Raw genomic sequence first — 17,233 nt, forward strand, 5'->3', positions numbered from 1 at the left:
ATTTATGTGAAAAACTTTTAGTGGAATAAAAAGGGGGGAAGATTGATATAAATATATTTTTAATGATATGGATTGAGTAAGAGAACGAAAAAAGAAATGCTCATTATGTATGAGTCATTCCTTTTTTCATAAATTAACTTATCTGTTTGGTATTACTTTCTTTAAATTTCTCTGCCTGTAAAAACCGGTTTGTTTCAGCAACAACAATACCACTTAATCCAATTAGACCAATTAAGTTTGGAATCGCCATAAGTCCATTTGCAATATCAGCAAAAGTCCATACGATGCCTAGCTTTAAATTAGCACCAATCACAATTATCACGATAAAGATTGCTTTATAATATCGAACAGCACCTTCTCCAAATAAATAAGCCACGCATTTCTCTCCATAATACGACCAGCCTAAAATAGTAGAGTAGGCGAATAAAATAATTGCGATACCAAGAATCATACTACCAGCAGTACCGAATACCGATTGGAATGCTAGTGTTGTAGCTTCAACACCTGTCTTTCCTGATTTCCAAGCACCGGTTGTAATTAGTACAAGTCCTGTAATTGTACCTACGATAAATGTATCGAGAAAAGTACCAGTCATAGAAACTAAAGCTTGTTTTGCAGGTGAATCAGTTTTTGCAGCGGCGGCCGCAATTGGTGCGCTTCCTAAACCAGCTTCGTTCGCAAATACGCCACGTGCCATTCCGATTTGAATAGCAGATGCAACTGTTGCACCAATAAAACCACCAGCAGCTGCAGTACCTTGAAATGCACCAGAAAAGATGAGTGAAAATGCCTCAGGGATTTGATCATAATGATAGAAAATAATAATAAGACCAGCAATGATATAAAAGAAAGCTTTAATAGGAACGATATATCCCGTCACTTTCCCTATTTTTTTTACACCGCCTAAAATAACAATTGCGATTAAAAATGACATTAATATACCAGTTAAAGCAGGGGGAAAAGAGAAATTAATTCGCATTGCCTCTGCAACTGAGTTAGATTGCACCATATTTCCGATACCGAAAGAAGCAGTTGTACCGAATATGGCGAATAAAACAGCAAGCCATTTCTTGCCTAAACCACGTTCTAAATAATACATCGGTCCACCTGAGTATTCACCATTTTCGCTAATAACACGGTATTTCACCGCAAGGATTGCTTCAGCATACTTTGTTGCCATTCCGAATAAAGCAGTAATCCACATCCAAAAAATTGCACCAGGACCTCCGATTGTAACAGCGGTTGCGACACCGGCTATATTTCCCATACCAATTGTTGCAGCCATAGCTGTCATGAGTGCTTGGAAGTGACTAATATCTCCAGATGAAGATGTTTCTTCTGATTTTTTAAATGCTAATTTGTGAGCGTATAATAGTTTACTAAACTGTAAACCTTTTAAACGCACTGTGAGAATGATTCCAGTTCCAACGAGTAGCAACAAAGTTGGTAACCCCCACACATAGTGATTCATTTGTTCTAACACTGTACTTACTGTCTCCATCTTTATTCTCCTTTTTTAGAAAAAATAAAAACCACTTCAAGTAAATGAAATGGTCTCTGGAGAAACAAGGGATAGAAAAATAAACCGATACAAATCGGCATTTTCTTTCGCTTGTCTCTGTCCTTTTACCTGAGAGATTATCCGCTAAAGTAGCGGATTTGCTCCTTCGGTGCTCGTTTTCCTCCGCGCTATATAAAGGCGAGAGGGAGTCTCTCCAGAGATTCGTCCCCATGCAGTTCTACTTGTAGCCAAGACCTGAGAGTTTCAAAGTTGGTTTAACAACTTCTTGCCCCGTCGGTAGATCAATAGATCTTCTCCTGAATGGTTCATCCGAATTATAAAATTAATAACTTAAACACATTGATTGTAAATCAATAAAAATATTATAGACAGACAACATGTGAATTGCAAACATTTTTTTGTTTTAAAATAGTAAATAGTTTTATTTTTTAGAAAGTCCTAATTTATCTTCAACTTCATTTAAAGTAGATAAAGCTATGACAATATGTTGATCCGCAAGTCCTAAAGCATGTTTAGTATTTTCAATTATTTCATTGGCTGGAGTAGAGTTATTAGCTCCGTCTATAATCAAATCGGCTGCATTTTTCATGAAGTTTGATGCAGCTTTAAACTCAGTTGTGAAGTAGATTAGTTGTTCTTGTATATGTATATCTGTTATGTTTTCTTCAATTTTCATCGTGTCTATTTCTTTCATAATTGTTTCATATTGCTTGGAAACAGCATTCATTGTAACTAATAGTTTATTTCTCTCTACTGAATCTCCGTAAGTGTTAATCTCTTCCCAGGCAGGCAACCAATCTTTTTCGATGATGTCATTATAATTTGTAGTTAACTCACCAATTTTTGGCCGTAATTTGGTTTTGAAAGTTTTAGTATCAATTGTTTCTACAGTTATTTTTCCGTTGTTACTTTTATCTTTAGTTACGTAGAAAATCGAACCAGAAATGATAAAAACTGAAATAATAACCGTCCATTTAGTAAAAAGTGATTTTTTCAATGTGTGATGCCTCCAAAATTTTAAAAACTTATAATTATAATATATAACAATAATGTTATTATAGGTAGAGAAAATAAACTAGAGTTGATTTGAATTACGATTTTACAATTGAAATAATTAAAATGTAGAAGAGAAAATGCTGGGAAAGAGGAGTTTTAAGTTATGAATTCTAAATTATTCGAATTATAATTATAAAGTGCGAATACAAAAGAATATTTTATGTAGAAATGAGTTGATAATTTGCCAAGTATAAAGAAAATAGGGCGTTTTTGTCCTACAGATGATGAAGGATATATTATAAATGATGCACATCTTGATAAAATTCAACCTATTTTTAAGGAGGTAATACAAGAAATAAAAAATACTTGTCGTGAAATGTTACAGGATGATTTGCACAGTGTTTATATAAGGGGTTCAATTCCAAGAGGGATTGGAATTGAAGGGATTGCAGATATAGATGTGATTATATTAATGCGAAAGGATCCTAAATTAATAGACTTAAGCTGGCGAAAAAAGCTAGAAGTTCAAAGTTTACAGCAGTTTAATTGTATATCAGGAGTGGAGTTAAGTTTTTACAGTGAAAAAGAAGTAATAAATTCCAATAGTTTTTCTTTTATAAGCTTTATGATACAGACACATGGTGTATGCATATTTGGTGAAGACGTAAAATTGTCTTTACCTAAATATAAAGTAAGTCAGGAATTAGCCTATGAACACCTTATTCAATTGCGGAAGCAAATTGGACAAGCGCGCAATGAGTTAATTCATAATAAAGGCGTGGATGATATAGAGGATTGTTGTCGTTGGATTATGAAGATAATACTCAGATCAGGTCTAGCATTAACAATTGATAGAGAAGGGCTTTACTCCAGAGACTTATATCCCGCATATGAGTTATTTAGTAGGCATTTTCCCGAACAAGAAAAAAATATGAGAAAGGCACTACAATATGTAATCGAGCCGATAAATGATATAAATGAAATTTTATTATTTTTAGATACGTTTGGTGAATGGCTGATAGAAAGAGCAGAGGGGGATTCTGGTATTGTATAATATTGTTATGTAAACAGTTATTTTAAAATAAAGTATAAGGGGCGAGGGCTTTGAATTTTTATATTGTAGATGTCTTTTCACAGGGTAAGTATTCAGGTAATCAACTTGCAGTATTTACGGAAGGTCATCAAATTTCGAGTGAGGAAATGTAATCAATAGCAAAAGAAATGAATTTTGCAGAAACAACTTTTATCATATCTGATAAGAAAAGGTGGGTATGATGTGCGTATATTTACACCTAATGAGGAAATTCCCTATGCGGGACATCCAGCTTTAGGAACTGCTTTTGTATTACGAAAGGAAATTTTTCAACATACTACAATGAAAAATGTTAAATTACATTTTCAGGGTGTAACTGCTGAAGTAAAATTTCATGATGGCGATAGTGTGTTATGGATGAATCAAAATAAACCTAATTTTGGAACGGAAATTGATAGGGAAATGATAGCTAACGTACTAAACATTGATGTTTCTAATATAGAGAGTCGATATCCAGTACAAGAGGTATCTACTGGTGTACCAGTAATTATTGTACCGTTAAAAACGTTAGCGGCAGTAAAAGCGGTAAATATAAATAAAGAAAAGTATTATCATTTAATAGAGAACCTATCAGCGAAAGGAGTCATGGTATTTACTTCTGAAACTTATGAAGAAATGAATGATCTTAATGTTCGTGATTTTGCAGGTTACTATGGTATACCAGAAGATGCAGCGACCGGAAGCTCGAATGGTTGTTTGGCAGCGTATCTTCTAAAATATCGTTATTTTGGGACAGACAAAATAAATATGCGTGTTGAACAAGGATATGAGATAAAAAGGTCTTCTTTAATACATATACGAGCTGAAGAAGTAGAGAGTGAAATTAATGTACGTGTAGGTGGAAAAGTAGAAAGTATTGCAAATGGGAAATGGGATGTAAGATAAGGGGGAATTGGAAATGTTACTTAAAACAATATACTGTAAGGTGGAAGAAGAGAAAAAAGAATTGTTTTCAGACGCACAAGAAAAATGGCGTGACTTACAACATGTAGATGGCTTTCATGGGCAATTTGGTGGGTGGAATGAAGATGAGGCGTGTGTATATACTTTATGGAAGGATAGAAGTGCATATCAATCATTTATGAATGGTGCCCACGATACAATTTATTTAAATAGTAATCAAAAAGATACGTTACTTTCATGTGAAATTGAACTATTTCAAACGTTGTATGATATAACTGATACGCCTTTGAAAGATGTTATTATACAAGGATCTTTTGTAAGAGTTGCAATATGTGATGTAAAGGAAGAAAAAGAAAAGCAATTCTTACATAAGCAAGAAATAATTTGGAATAAAGGGATGGAAAAAGCAAAAGGGATGTTAGGTGGAGTAGTTGGGAAGTCTTTAAAAAATGAAAATCGTTACATAGTGTTAACTTATTGGAAAGATGAAATGGGACATCAAAATTATATGGAAGATATTTTTCCCGAGTTATATAAATCAGCTAATATTCATGAAGATATAGAAGAGATAAAAGGAAAACAAGCTGTATGTAAGGAAGAATGGCTTGTATATTAAATGTGCAAAAAGTGCATAAATGAATGTATAATAAAGATATTTTCTTGTGAACAAAAAATTAATAGAAGACGTCATATACCCTTTCATGTTAATATATTTAAGTTAAAATAGGAGGCTTACCCTTTTGTATTGTACGGTAGAAGCAGTGTGAGCTTGAAATTTTTTATGAAAAGGATGTGCCTAACTTGCGTATCAATAAATTTATTAGTGAAGCTGGAAAAGCGTCTCGACGTGGAGCAGATAAGTTAATTAACGAGAGAAGAGTAATTATTAACGGTAAGGTTGCAAAAATTGGTGACCAAGTAAATCCAGGTGATGACGTACGAGTAAATGGAGAGCAACTTCGTATTGCTCGAGACCATGTGTATATCGCTTTAAATAAACCAGTAGGTATTACATGTACAAGTGAAAAAGCAGTTAAAGGTAATATTATCGATTTAGTGAATCATCCATTACGAATTAGTCACATTGGACGTCTCGATAAAGACTCAGATGGTTTAATTTTGTTAACGAATGATGGCGATATCGTTAATGAGATTTTACGTGCTGAAAATAAACATGAGAAAGAATATATCGTTTCAGTAGATAAGCCGATTACACCTGATTTTTTAGAGAAAATGGCAGCGGGAGTTAAAATTTTAGGTACAAAAACGCTTCCTTGTGAGATTACACAGTTATCAAAATATGAGTTCAAAATTATTTTAACACAAGGGTTGAATCGCCAAATTCGCCGTATGTGTGAAGCTTTAGGTTATCAAGTATACACGTTAAAACGTACGAGAATTATGAATATTGAGTTGAATAATTTACCGGTTGGACAGTGGAGAGATTTAACGAAAAAAGAGAAAAAACGCCTATTTTCAGACTTAAATTACGAACCACAAGATTGGTAAAATTGAGAAGTGAAACCAAAAATTTTCTGGTTTCACTTTTTTAAATTAAATAAATAATAATTTTTAACACTTGCAAAAATAAAATGAATAAGATATAGTAAATAACAATTAATGGATGTAATTATAAAAGCAAAGAAAAGGACACGAGTTATTTTAATCGGTTATACAGAGAAGGAAGGAAAGCTGAGAACTTCCTAACGCAGAAAAATAACTTACCACCTTAGAGCTGCACTGGGGAAATTAAGTATCTAGTGCCGTGTAAGCGACGTTATCGCAAAAGAAGCCATCGTCTTTTTCTGATGGGAATCTGGGTGGAACCACGAATATAAGCATATTCGTCCCTAAATTTTAGGGATGAATATGCTTTTTTGCATTCAATTTCATAATAAGCGAAGAAAAGGACACGAGTTATTTTAACCGGTTATACAGAGAAGGAAGGAAAGCTGAGAACTTCCTAACGCAGAAAAATAACTTACCACCTTAGAGCTGCACTGGGGAAATTAAGTATCTAGTGCCGTGTAAACGACGTTACCGTAAAAGAAGCCATTGTATTTTTACGATGGGAATCTGGGTGGAACCACGGGTAAAAGCACGCTCGTCCCTATATTAGGGATGAGTGTGCTTTTTATTATGAAATGGAGAGATGAAAAATGAAAGAACAGATGATTGAAATTAAATTTCTAGATGGTAATGTAAAAGAGTTTTCAAGGGGAATTACTTTAGAAGAAATTGCTGGATCAATTAGCAGTAGCCTAAAAAAGAAAGCAGTTGCAGGAAAAGTAAACAATCAACTTTTTGATTTAAGCCGAAACATTGAAGAGAATGCGGAAGTAGAAATTATTACTATTGATTCAAATGAAGGTGTAGAAATTGCAAGACATTCTGCTGCGCATATTTTAGCGCAAGCTATAAAACGAATGTATGGTGATATAAACCTTGGTGTAGGGCCAGTTATTGAAAATGGTTTTTATTATGATATGGATCTTCCAAGTAGTGTAAACGTAGAAGATTTACCGAAAATCGAAAAAGAAATGAAAAAGATTATAAATGAAAATGTAAAGATAGAACGAGTTGAAGTCCCTCGAGAAGAAGCAGCAAAACTGTTTCAAGAAATGAACGATCACTTGAAATTAGAACTTTTAGAAGCAATTCCTAATGAGGAAAGTGTAACACTATATAAACAAGGTGAATTTGTAGATTTATGTAGAGGACCACATTTACCGTCAACAGGTTATTTGAAAGCCTTCCAATTAACTCACGTTTCAGGTGCATATTGGCGAGGGGATAGTAATAATCAAGTGCTTCAGCGTATATATGGTGTTGCATTCTCTTCTCAAAAAGAATTAGAAGAGTATTTACATTTTGTTGAAGAAGCAGCAAAAAGAAACCACCGTAAGTTAGGTAATGAACTTGAGTTATTTATGTTTTCTGAAGAGGCTCCGGGAATGCCATTTTATTTACCGAAAGGCCAAATTATTCGGAATGAATTAGAAGCATTTTTAAGAGAAATTCAAAAAGAATACAATTATCAAGAAGTACGCACTCCATTCATGATGAATCAAGAAGTGTGGGAGAGATCAGGGCACTGGGGGCATTATAAAGATAATATGTATTTCTCAGAAGTAGATCATAAAAGTTTTGCATTAAAACCGATGAACTGTCCAGGGCATATGCTTATGTTTAAAAATAAATTGCATTCTTATCGTGAATTACCAATTCGCATGTGTGAGTTTGGTCAAGTGCATCGACATGAATTTAGTGGAGCTTTAAACGGGTTATTAAGAGTTCGTACTTTCTGCCAAGATGATGCTCATTTATTTGTAACACCAGAACAAATTGAAGATGAAATTAAATCAGTAATGGCGCAAATTGACTACGTATATAAAACTTTTGGATTCGAATATGAAGTAGAGCTGTCTACTCGTCCAGAAGATTCAATGGGTGATGATAAATTATGGGAGCAAGCAGAAGCGGCATTAGAAAATGTATTACAATCGTTAAACTATAAATATAGACTAAATGAAGGTGACGGTGCATTTTACGGACCGAAAATTGATTTCCATATTAAAGATGCTTTAAATAGAAGTCATCAGTGCGGAACAATCCAGCTCGACTTCCAAATGCCAGAGAAATTTGATTTAAATTATATAGATGAGAATAATGAAAAGAAAAGACCAGTTGTCATTCACCGAGCAGTTTTAGGATCTTTAGATCGCTTCTTAGCAATATTAATTGAGCACTTTGGAGGTGCATTCCCGGCATGGGTTTCACCAGTTCAAGTGAAAATAATTCCAGTTTCAAATGCAGTGCACGTACAATACGCAGATCAGGTTGCAGACAAATTAGCACAAGCTGGAATTCGTGTTGAACGAGATATGCGAGATGAAAAGTTAGGATATAAAATAAGGGAAGCACAAATGCAAAAGGTTCCCTATGTTCTTGTTATTGGGGATAAGGAAATGGAAAACGGTGCTGTAAATGTACGTAAATATGGAGAAGAGAAGTCAGAAGTTGCTAAACTAGATGTATTTGTGGCAAGTATTGAAGAGGAAATAAAGAATAGAAAATATTGATTGTAAAGAAAACACACCATTAAAAATTGGTGTGTTTTCTTTTTTACCTTACAAAAATGTAAGGTAAATGTAAGAGAAATCGAATGAACGAGTTTTAGAAAAGTGAGAATATGAAGTAGGAAAAAGGTTCATGTTACTTGTGAATCTCTTTCCGTTTGAAAAATTAAAAAATTCTTAAGGGTTTACATGAGAAAAAGATAAGAATTATATGAAAAAATAATACTATACAAAAGGGATGGAGTGAAAGCGATGTCAACAAATGTAGTTACTGTAGAGAGTGTAGAAAAAACGTACGGAAAAAGGAATGAGAATCAGTCGAAAGCTTTAAGGGGTGTATCATTAAGTATTAAAGAAGGAGAGTTTGTCGGGATTATGGGTCCTTCTGGATCTGGAAAAACGACATTACTTAATGTGATTAGTACACTTGATCAAGCGACAGGCGGAAGTGTGACAATAGCTGGAACAAATATTACTTCTATGAAGGGGAATGCGTTATCTGATTTTCGTTCTCAAAAATTAGGGTTCATTTTTCAAGATTTTAACTTACTAGAAAACTTATCAATTTATGAAAACATAGCTTTGCCACTTTCTTTGCAAGGCGTACCTTCAAGTGAGATTACTGGAAAGGTAAATGAGGTTGCCAAGAAATTAGGGATTACTGAAATTTTAACAAAATATCCGACTGCTGTTTCTGGTGGACAAAAACAAAGAACAGCGGCGGCACGTGCTTTAGTACATAATCCGGCAATCGTATTAGCAGATGAACCGACAGGGGCACTTGATAGTAAAAACGCAAAGAGCTTATTAGAAGCGATGCAAGATTTACATGAAAATCACAATGTAAGTATTTTGATGGTTACACATGATGCATTTAGTGCGAGTTATTGTGAGCGTATTTTATTTATTCAAGATGGTCTTCTTTATAAAGAATTAAAGCGTCAAGGAACGAGAGAAAATTTCTATCAAGATATTTTAGGTGTGCTTGCTCATATGGGCTCAGCTGCTGAGTCTAAGTAGGGGGAGCGAAACTATGTTATTCAAATTATCACGTCATAGTATGAAAAAAATGTTAAAGGATTATATGGTTTTACTTATTGGTTTAGTTATTAGTATTAGTATTTTCTACATGTTCCAAACGATGGCGATGAATAGCGAATTTACAAAAGATAATAGCCTCATTAGTAGTATTAGACTCGTTTTTTGGGTTGGTGCCATATTACTATCGTTCATTACTGTATTCTATATTATATATGCCAATTCTTTTTTACTTACATTAAGAAGAAAAGAACTTGGTATGTACATGATGCTTGGAGCGAAAAAGAAAAAAGTAGCACAGTTATTATTTATTGAAACATTCGGTATGGGTATTGTCAGTATTATTATCGGGATTTTAGTAGGAATGGTACTAGCTAGTGTAGCAGGTAATTTTTTAATGAATGGCATGGAAATTTCAGCAAAAGGTAATTATGCATCTGTATACACACCAGCTATTTTAGTTACATCTATTTTCTTTTTAATACTATTTTTTATTACTGGTTTAATGAATAGTATTCGATTATTACGTAAAACAGAATTAGAGTTAATTCGTGAAGATGAAACACTAGATGAAGTGAAGAAAAGTAAAACTCGCATTATTATAATGACAGTACTTGGTGTATTGCTAGTAAGTATAGGATACTATTTTATGATAAATGTAAAAATATTTGCTGAAATCGGTTTTATAATAGCGACAATCGTTACAACACTTGGAACATACTTTATTTTTAGTTCATTGCTCCCATTTTTTGTGATGAAAATTAAAGGGAATAAAAAACGAAATGAAACAGGCTTAAATAGTTTTACATATGCACAGCTACGCTTTCGAGTAAATAGTTTATCAAGAGTACTAGGCACGGTAGCGATGTTAATTGCATTAGGTGCAGGTGCAATGACAGCAGGTATGGCGTTTCAAAAAAATGTCGGTATTATGACAGACTTCTCACGTGTATATGATGTCGTAATTCATGATCCAAATGAACAAGATAAAGCGGCATTAAAAGAAATGAATATTGTAGAAGAAGGAAAATATAAGTATAAAGTTGATGGAGAAGCGGTTTATTATTTACGTGACGATTTAACTGCGAAACCGCCACTTGTTTCTGATCATTTTGATACAAAGACTTTAAAAGAGCCTGCTCGTAAACGTGTGGCTGAACCTTTAACTGAACCTGTATATTCTGCTTTGGAGGCTCCCGAAGTGGCGAATAAGTTTCCTCGTATGCCAAAGGATTGGGAAGATGCGGTTGTAAGAGAAATACAAATTACACATAATCAATTTAACGGAAAACCTGTAAGAATTGCTGATGAAGAGCATTATAAAGGAATTCAAGGAACAGAACATACTGTAACATTAGCAAAAGTAGATGATATGAAAAAATATAAACCATTATTGATCGAAATAGATAAGAGACAAAAAGAACTAATTGAAAAAGCAACAGGTGCAAAAGTAGAATTATATACAAAAATGACAATTTATCAGTTTATGAACAGTTTCATGAGCGGGACAATGTTTATGGGATTCTTCCTTGGAATTGCGTTTTTAGCAATGATGGCAAGTTCCCTTATGTTTAAAATATTAACAGGCGCTTCTCGTGATGTACGCCGTTATGAAATGTTACGAAAAATCGGTGTGAGACGCAGTATGTTAACAAAAAGTATATATAAAGAAATTTCATATTTATTTATCTTCCCAGCGATCATTGGAATTTCCCACGTTTTAGTAGGGCTTAACTTATTCAGTTTCATATTAGTTGACCCATTTGTAAAGGTGTGGATGCCAATAGGAATCTTCTTAGTCATTTATTTCATCTATTACTGGATAACTGTTCAATTGTATAAAGGTATGGTAATGCCGAAAGAAGAAGTAGCGAAATAGTTTAAGAACAGAGTCCTTGTTATGAAAACAAGGGCTTTTTCTTAAGCTTGTAATGAATCGAGAAGGAAAATGTTGGATAATGGTCGAAAGATATAATGCAACTTCCGAGAAATGACGGAAATCGATATGTTTTGTCGAGAGAGGAGTTATTTTGTTAAAAGGTATAGGTCCTATACATGAGTTTAATTTCTGAATATTCATTTAAACAAAAGGGGTAATAGTTATGTTCATTCGAATTGGTAAGTGGTGTGGAATTACATGTTTACAATTATTTACGGCACTTATTTGTATCCTTTTTTTAGGTGCACTTCCGCGTTTATTTAAAGGACTGCAATTGGATTTAATCGGTTTTTGGAACACAGTTGTGTTTCTTGGAGAGAAGTTACTACAACCGGGTGAGATTACATATGGATTTCGGGACTCAAGAAAATTATTTCCACAAATATGGATTCATTATGTAGAGACAATGTCTGTATTTATTTCGGCATTTATACTATCTTTACTCATTGCGTATCTTATCGTCGTGTGGGTATTACAGCGCTCTCAATCAAAGCAACGTATGTGGAATGGGATTTTCGTCGCACTTGAAAGTATTCCGGACATTTTATTAATTTTACTATCTCAACTTCTAGTAGTAATTATCTTTCAAAAAACAGGATTTATGCCAGTGAAACATGCGGGATTTGGCGAGGATAGAGCCCGCATGTTACCAATAATATGCCTTGCTATACCTACAACGTTATTATTTATTAAGCTACTATTATTACGTTTCAGAGAAGAATTAGAGAAAGATTATAGCATATTTGCAAAGAGTAAAGGACTAAGTTTAAGACATATTTTGATGCACCATATTTCAAGGAATGTCTTGTTAACAACAGTCTATTATGCAAAAACAAATATTTTATTTATGTTATCAAATTTATATATTATTGAATGGCTATTTAATACGTACGGCATGTTTGTTTTTGTAAAAGAAAATTCCAAATTAGAGATATTTACAGTGAGTTTAGTTATATTATACGTACCGCTTTTTATACTATTTCGTTTATTACATACGCTTTTACAAAATGTTATAAAGGAGCGTGTGTAGTATGTGGAAAGTTGTAAAAAGAGATGTTAGATTTTGGCTAGGTGTTACTTTTTTGAGTGTACTAATGATTGTTAGTATTGGAAATACGGTGTTTTTTGACGGGAATATTCGTGAATTAACGATGATGTATAACGAAAAAGGAGAATTAGAGGCTGCACCGTTTTCACCGTCGAGTAAATTTTGGTTCGGCACTGATGAGAAAGGACGCGATCTTTTCCAGTTAATAATAGAAGGAGCGAAATGGACAGTTGGTGCAAGTATAGTTGTCGCAGTTTTACGTGTAGTAATTGGTGGATCTATCGGTTTATTACTTGGTATGTACAGTAAACGTTCATTTCCAGTTATTTCATCTTTTTTTGATCCGTTTAGTATTGTACCGATGATTATGATTTCTTATTTTATGCTAAATGAAGTTTTAACGTTCCAAAGTGGAGAAGCAGCTGCTCCGTTTCATTTACGGGTTGCGTTTCAGATTGTGGTTCTTGCGTGCCTTGCTGTACCAACTGTTATGTTGTATGTAGCGCAAGAAGTAAAACGTATTAAGAATGAAGAATTTATGTTGGCGGCCACTGTGCTCGGTGGGAGTAAGTGGCAGAGACTGAAGCGCCATGTATGGCCGCATATGTTACCATCATTTCTTTTATTAGTAGCTCAGCAATTTGTAAGCACTTTATTACTTCTCTTGCATCTTGGTTTGTTACAATTGTTTTTCGGCGGAACAATAATCTTTGGTACAGAGACAGATAGTGTAACAAAAGAATGGACTGGCCTAATTGGTCAAAACTTTCGTCACTTAACTACTCATACATGGATTGTACTTATTCCGATTGCTTTTTATAGTATGACAATTCTAGCAGGAAATCTGATTAGTAATAGTATGCAAGATGCGATTAAACTAGGAAATGTGAGAAGGCCGAAGAGGGGAAAGAAAGAAGTGAAAGTAGAGAAGCAAGTACAACCTACTATGAATGATTTTTCTTTCTATAGAGAGGTACAAAAATAAAGAAAGATAGCTGAAGACAAATTGTTTTCAGCTATCCTTTTCATTTAAAGTGGAGGTAAATCAATTTTACCTTCTTCAAATAATTCTTTTATCATATGTTTCGTATAACCAGCTGCTTGACCAAATGTGATTTTTGCAGGCATTGGTGCTTCGTTAGCATCTACAACTACATCAATAATACACGGTCTATTTTGTTTTACTGCACTTTCGAAAGCAGGAAGTAATTCATCTAAATTCTCAACGCGGTAGCCAATACCGCCGCAAGCCTCTGCGTATTTTGCGAAATCAGGATTCGTTAAGTCTGTGCCGAATTCGATATTACCCATAACTTCTTGTTCGAATTTAATCATGGCTATTTTATTATTGTTCAATACTACGACAACGATTGGCAGTTTATATTTAACAGCTGTTACAAAGTCGTTCATTGTCATTCCGAACCCGCCGTCACCGCAAACTGCAAATACTTGTTTATCTGGGAAAGCAATTTTTCCAGCAAGTGCACCAGGTAAACCGCAGCCAAGTGTTGCGAGCCAGCTAGAAATGATAAATTGCTGGTTTGTCATACGGAAGTGTCTTGCTGTCCATACTGTTACATTTCCGACATCAACTGAAAGAATTGCGTCATCTTCTGCTACTTTCTGCAAAGCATGTATAACGCGTTGTGGTTTAATTGGATTGGAAGAATCTTCTTCTTGATCGTGTAATTTTTCTTCCCACTTTTTCATCATTTGTTGATGGTGTTCTAAGAAGGAATGGTCTGTGTGTTTTTCAACATTTTCAATTAACCATCTTAATGTTTTATCAGCATCACCGGCTAAGCCGATATCTGTTGCATAACGCTTCCCGATTTGGGCAGGATCTGTATCGATATGAATTGTTTTTGCTTTTTCAGGTAAGAAACCAGTGAACGGATAAGAAGTACCAACCATAATTAAAGTATCCGCATGTTTCATTGCTTCATAAGAAGGTTTCGTTCCAATTAATCCTAATCCACCGATACAAAACGGATGTTCATCAGGAATAATTCCTTTAGCTGGTAATGTAAGTACGATTGGAGCACCGATATGTTCTGCGAATGCAAGTAAAGATTCTTTTGCATGTTTTGCACCTTTACCAGCTAAAATAACAGGTTTTTTCGCTTCATTTATTGCGAGTTCCGCTGCATCTAAATCTTCTTTTTGCGGAAATAGCTCAGGCAATGTAAAAGAAGTGTTTGTAACACGAGCGCCATTTTTCACTTCGAATTTTGGAACATCATCCGGAATAGTAAGAACGGATACACCTTTTTTCGTATATGCCATTCGAATCGCTTGATTCACTACAGCAGGTAACTGTTCTGCTGACATAATGCGCTGGTTATAAACCGCAACATCATCAAACATTCTTTCTAAGTTTACCTCTTGGAAAAAATCTGTCCCGAGTAAATCGGTTTCTACTTGTCCTGAAATTGCTAGTACAGGGGCCTTATCGAGTTTTGCATCGTATAAACCATTTAATAAATGAATAGCTCCAGGTCCTGCGATTGCCATGCAAACACCAAGTTTTCCTGTTAATTTCGCATAAGCAGCTGCTGCTAATGCGCCAGCTTCTTCGTGGCGAACTTGAATGAATTTAATTTTATCTTGTTTTTTTCTTAAAGCTTCAATTATCGAATTGATGGAATCTCCAGGCATACCGTATATGTGTTCTACTCCCCAGTCAATTAATAGATCAACTAATGCTTCACCTGCTGTTTTCTCAAACATAATTTTTCCTCCTTATAAGTAGGTACATAACTTTATGTTTTGGAGAAAAAGGAAAAATATACAAATGATAAAATTTATTAGCGTTAATGATGACCAGTGAATAATGTAAACACTGTTATTAGTAAAAATCCACTAGTTGCCCATGTTAGAAATGAAGGGAAAGATAGGTGTTTCTTTGCCTTCCAAAGCATTTCATGAATTGTCACATAGCCAAGTGAACCAATAGCACTCCCCATAATAAGTCCTTGTAAATGAAGAGCTTTTCCATCCATTAAAATGCCAAAAACCGTACCGGTACCGAGAATAAGGGAAAGTAATAAAGTTGTTAATAAAAATGAAATATATTTATGCTTTGTAAAGAGAAAGGGGATAATTAAAGCTAATCCTTCTGGAATATGGTGAATGACGATTGCTATTAAAAAGGGAATGGCAGAGTCAGCATGATTAATAAAAGCTGTGCCTAACGCAAAGCCGCTCGGCATATTGTGAATGAATATAGCGAAAGAGAGAAAAAGGAAGGTTTGCCATGCTTGTTGATCCTTTTTATGTATCATTGGATGATGACAATAGTTATCTAATAAACTCATAATTAATATCCCGATAGCTATTCCAAGTATAGGACCTATTATTTCATAGCTTGAAAATGTTTCAGGAATAATTTCAAACGTTAATAAACCAAGTAAAATACCACCACATAATGCGTATAAACGATGCATCTTTTCTTCAATTAGTTGGCGTGTTGCTACTCCAACAGCACCTCCTAATAGTAATCCACCGAAAGAAAAAAATGTTACAATCATTGGAATCCATAATCGTTCCATAGTATCACACTCCGATTCTAGTCCCTTATTTTTAGCTTACGAAAAGGAAAGTTAGATTAGTCCAAGTAATTGTGTTTGATTATAGAGAAAAAACTAGCAATTCGTTATAATTTATATATTAAATTTAGGTGGAAAGATGAAAAGGGGAAATAGTTATGCAGCAAATCAAAAAAATAGGAAACTCATTTTGGTATATGACACCAGTATCAGAGACAGATAGACCAATATTAGGAATGGTCGTTGGAAAAGAAAAAACTTTAATGATTGATGCAGGAAATTCAGAAGCACACGCACAATTATTTTTAGAAATGCTAAAAGAACAGAATGTATCAAATCCTGATTTCGTAGCATTAACGCATTGGCATTGGGATCATATTTTTGGATTGCCTGTATTACAAGATGCAGTAACTATTGCGCATTTTGAAACGAAAAAAGAGATGAATACACTTGTTTCTTATGAATGGACAGATGAGGCATTGGACGCACGTGTAAAAGAAGGAACAGAAATTGAATTTTGTGCAGAGTGTATAAAAAAAGAGTTTAGCGAAAAATCGAGAAATATTCAAATTATTCCTCCGGCCGTAACGTTTCAGAATCAACTTGAATTAGACCTTGGTGAAGTGACATGTGTGTTAAAACATGTGGGCGGAGACCATTCACATGATTCTGTTGTTATGTATATTAAAGAAGAAAAGATTTTGTTTTTAGGAGACTGTATATATGCAGATATTTTTTCTTCGAAGTGGAACTATACGACGAAACGAACGTTTACATTAATAGAAGAATTAGAGAAATTTGATGCTGAAACCTATATTCTTTCTCATGGGAAAGCTATAGATCGAGATGAGTTTTTACAAGAGATTCATTTACTAAAAACAGTAGGAACTTATACAGAAGCTCATAAAGGCGATGAAGAGAAGATAAAGGAAGCGTATAAACGAGACCTAGATAGAGAATTAAATGAAGATGAGTTAGAAACAATAGCGTACTTTGTAAATGGTTATGAAATGGTTAATCTGTAAAACACAACTCTAATCAAATTAACGCTTATTTTGATCAAATAT

The 17,233-nt window shown here is 34.2% G+C and carries 13 protein-coding genes, 1 pseudogene, 1 riboswitch and 2 other annotated features; of the genes and pseudogenes, 10 read left to right on the forward strand and 4 right to left on the reverse strand.

The genetic code is table 11. From position 1 onward, the window contains the following. Nucleotides 1–133 precede the first annotated feature (133 nt). Nucleotides 134–1,501, reverse strand: coding sequence for an alanine/glycine:cation symporter family protein (locus ACQKNR_RS05395; protein WP_427315954.1), 1,368 nt, complete (start codon nucleotides 1,499–1,501; stop codon nucleotides 134–136). 107 nt (nucleotides 1,502–1,608) lie between these two features. Then, a riboswitch (glycine riboswitch) is annotated at nucleotides 1,609–1,729 on the reverse strand. A gap of 214 nt (nucleotides 1,730–1,943) precedes the next feature. After that, a complete protein-coding gene (locus tag ACQKNR_RS05400; protein ID WP_427315955.1) occupies nucleotides 1,944–2,519 on the reverse strand; it encodes a hypothetical protein in 576 nt (191 codons plus the stop codon). 240 nt (nucleotides 2,520–2,759) lie between these two features. Here ACQKNR_RS05400 and ACQKNR_RS05405 point away from each other — a divergent pair, with 240 nt between their 5' ends. The 9 genes and pseudogenes from ACQKNR_RS05405 to ACQKNR_RS05445 all read left to right on the forward strand — a co-directional run bounded on the left by ACQKNR_RS05405 (nucleotide 2,760) and on the right by ACQKNR_RS05445 (nucleotide 13,603). After that, a complete protein-coding gene (locus ACQKNR_RS05405) occupies nucleotides 2,760–3,572 on the forward strand; it encodes a nucleotidyltransferase (RefSeq protein WP_427315957.1) in 813 nt (270 codons plus the stop codon). 50 nt (nucleotides 3,573–3,622) lie between these two features. Then, a pseudogene (locus tag ACQKNR_RS05410) lies at nucleotides 3,623–4,496 on the forward strand (PhzF family phenazine biosynthesis protein). Nucleotides 4,497–4,509: 13 nt separating this feature from the next. Then, nucleotides 4,510–5,130, forward strand: a complete 621-nt coding sequence (locus ACQKNR_RS05415; protein ID WP_427315959.1) for a DUF4937 domain-containing protein — start codon at nucleotides 4,510–4,512, stop codon at nucleotides 5,128–5,130. A gap of 185 nt (nucleotides 5,131–5,315) precedes the next feature. Then, nucleotides 5,316–6,023 (forward strand): 23S rRNA pseudouridine(2604) synthase RluF, encoded by a 708-nt coding sequence (gene rluF, locus ACQKNR_RS05420; protein WP_427315961.1) that lies wholly within the window; start codon nucleotides 5,316–5,318, stop codon nucleotides 6,021–6,023. Nucleotides 6,024–6,146: 123 nt separating this feature from the next. Next, nucleotides 6,147–6,369: a binding site (T-box leader), on the forward strand. 37 nt (nucleotides 6,370–6,406) lie between these two features. After that, nucleotides 6,407–6,629: a binding site (T-box leader), on the forward strand. Nucleotides 6,630–6,673: 44 nt separating this feature from the next. Further along, nucleotides 6,674–8,596: a threonine--tRNA ligase gene (gene thrS / locus ACQKNR_RS05425; RefSeq protein WP_427315963.1), complete on the forward strand. Its 1,923-nt coding sequence runs from the start codon at nucleotides 6,674–6,676 to the stop codon at nucleotides 8,594–8,596. A 249-nt stretch (nucleotides 8,597–8,845) separates the two neighbouring features. Beyond that, nucleotides 8,846–9,613, forward strand: a complete 768-nt coding sequence (locus ACQKNR_RS05430; protein WP_000106429.1) for an ABC transporter ATP-binding protein — start codon at nucleotides 8,846–8,848, stop codon at nucleotides 9,611–9,613. 13 nt (nucleotides 9,614–9,626) lie between these two features. Further along, nucleotides 9,627–11,510, forward strand: a complete 1,884-nt coding sequence (locus ACQKNR_RS05435) for an FtsX-like permease family protein (RefSeq protein ID WP_427315965.1) — start codon at nucleotides 9,627–9,629, stop codon at nucleotides 11,508–11,510. Nucleotides 11,511–11,733: 223 nt separating this feature from the next. Then, nucleotides 11,734–12,600 (forward strand): ABC transporter permease subunit, encoded by an 867-nt coding sequence (locus ACQKNR_RS05440; RefSeq protein WP_427315967.1) that lies wholly within the window; start codon nucleotides 11,734–11,736, stop codon nucleotides 12,598–12,600. A gap of 1 nt (nucleotide 12,601) precedes the next feature. Beyond that, the gene (locus ACQKNR_RS05445) at nucleotides 12,602–13,603 is read left to right on the forward strand and encodes an ABC transporter permease (RefSeq protein ID WP_427315969.1); all 1,002 of its coding nucleotides are present in this window, start codon (nucleotides 12,602–12,604) and stop codon (nucleotides 13,601–13,603) included. A gap of 44 nt (nucleotides 13,604–13,647) precedes the next feature. Here ACQKNR_RS05445 and ACQKNR_RS05450 read toward each other — a convergent pair whose 3' ends face one another. Continuing rightward, entirely contained in the window at nucleotides 13,648–15,348 is a 1,701-nt protein-coding gene (locus ACQKNR_RS05450; protein WP_427315971.1) for a pyruvate oxidase, read from the reverse strand. Nucleotides 15,349–15,431: 83 nt separating this feature from the next. Continuing rightward, complete coding sequence (locus tag ACQKNR_RS05455; protein WP_427315973.1) at nucleotides 15,432–16,169, reverse strand: ZIP family metal transporter; 738 nt, start codon at nucleotides 16,167–16,169, stop codon at nucleotides 15,432–15,434. Between the two features lie 155 nt (nucleotides 16,170–16,324). Between ACQKNR_RS05455 and ACQKNR_RS05460 the strand changes: the two genes are divergently transcribed. Further along, complete coding sequence (locus ACQKNR_RS05460) at nucleotides 16,325–17,191, forward strand: MBL fold metallo-hydrolase (protein WP_427315975.1); 867 nt, start codon at nucleotides 16,325–16,327, stop codon at nucleotides 17,189–17,191. Nucleotides 17,192–17,233: the final 42 nt, after the last annotated feature.

The sequence above is a fragment of the Bacillus sp. NPDC094077 genome, assembly GCF_050279465.1.
Classification (GTDB): Bacteria; Bacillota; Bacilli; order Bacillales; family Bacillaceae_G; genus Bacillus_A.

Coding starts and splice junctions, on each gene's coding strand:
- ACQKNR_RS05395 (WP_427315954.1), bottom strand. CDS start 1,501: ATGGAGACAGTAAGTACAGTGTTAGAACAAATGAATCACTATGTGTGG.
- ACQKNR_RS05415 (WP_427315959.1), top strand. CDS start 4,510: ATGTTACTTAAAACAATATACTGTAAGGTGGAAGAAGAGAAAAAAGAA.
- thrS (WP_427315963.1), top strand. CDS start 6,674: ATGAAAGAACAGATGATTGAAATTAAATTTCTAGATGGTAATGTAAAA.
- ACQKNR_RS05430 (WP_000106429.1), top strand. CDS start 8,846: ATGTCAACAAATGTAGTTACTGTAGAGAGTGTAGAAAAAACGTACGGA.
- ACQKNR_RS05435 (WP_427315965.1), top strand. CDS start 9,627: ATGTTATTCAAATTATCACGTCATAGTATGAAAAAAATGTTAAAGGAT.
- ACQKNR_RS05440 (WP_427315967.1), top strand. CDS start 11,734: ATGTTCATTCGAATTGGTAAGTGGTGTGGAATTACATGTTTACAATTA.
- ACQKNR_RS05445 (WP_427315969.1), top strand. CDS start 12,602: ATGTGGAAAGTTGTAAAAAGAGATGTTAGATTTTGGCTAGGTGTTACT.
- ACQKNR_RS05450 (WP_427315971.1), bottom strand. CDS start 15,348: ATGTTTGAGAAAACAGCAGGTGAAGCATTAGTTGATCTATTAATTGAC.
- ACQKNR_RS05455 (WP_427315973.1), bottom strand. CDS start 16,169: ATGGAACGATTATGGATTCCAATGATTGTAACATTTTTTTCTTTCGGT.
- ACQKNR_RS05460 (WP_427315975.1), top strand. CDS start 16,325: ATGCAGCAAATCAAAAAAATAGGAAACTCATTTTGGTATATGACACCA.